Annotated in this window: 1 pseudogene; it reads left to right on the top strand. The window is 42.9% G+C overall.

The features are described from left to right. Window positions 1-25 precede the first annotated feature (25 nt). Window positions 26-749 (top strand): annotated as a pseudogene (locus tag R8O11_RS27195) (ligase); the annotation flags it as partial.

Raw genomic sequence — 749 nt, 5'->3', positions numbered from 1 at the left:
ATCGACAAATTTCGAGAGGGCTATTATGGAATCTACCAACAGCTCTGTACCGATAAGTAATACCGTTCCACTCCTTGCAGCTATTACTCTGGCATTGTTTTTTGTCCCAGTGAAATTCGCTTTAGGTGGCGTGGCACTTGCGCCTTCCGATATCGCAAGTTTGCTTTCTGTTGGCTTAATCGCCTTGATCATTTTAGAAGGAAGAGCAAAGCAACTGTTGCATCCATGTATCGGATTCTTGGTGCTGTTTACTGGATATGTATTTATCAATGGTTTGTTGAACAGAGTGCCTTTGGCCCCACTATTGATCGAAACCGTTCAGTGGCTAGCCATTCTTTGTCTACTGAGCTTACTTTACGCTTACGGAGCATTTGATGATGAGCGAGTGATGGTCTATTTCACCTACCTACTTTTTATCATCTGTGCTCTAGTCGCAGCATGGCACTTCGCCCAAGGCTATCAAAGCGGATTTAAATTACTCGGGGTCAGTAAATACGGATTTGGAGTGTTGTGCTCGCTACTCTATTTGTATCGCGACAAAATTCGCCTGTTCCCTTTTTTGATGCTAGTTGCATTTGCGCTACTCGTGTTATCTCAAGAACGAAAAGCTCTGCTGGGCTTTTGTTTACTGTTTTTTCTCGATCAGATTTTTATTAAAAACTGGATGCGAAAAACCATCAGTGAAACCTATACATGGATGCTTCTCTTGGCGTTGGCATTTGTGGTTATTGGAACAGTCTCTACCACAC

It is taken from the genome of Vibrio sp. 1288 (assembly GCF_033344475.1).
The sequence above is the reverse complement of the archived record's forward strand: the minus strand, read 5'-3'. Positions and strand labels throughout refer to the sequence as shown.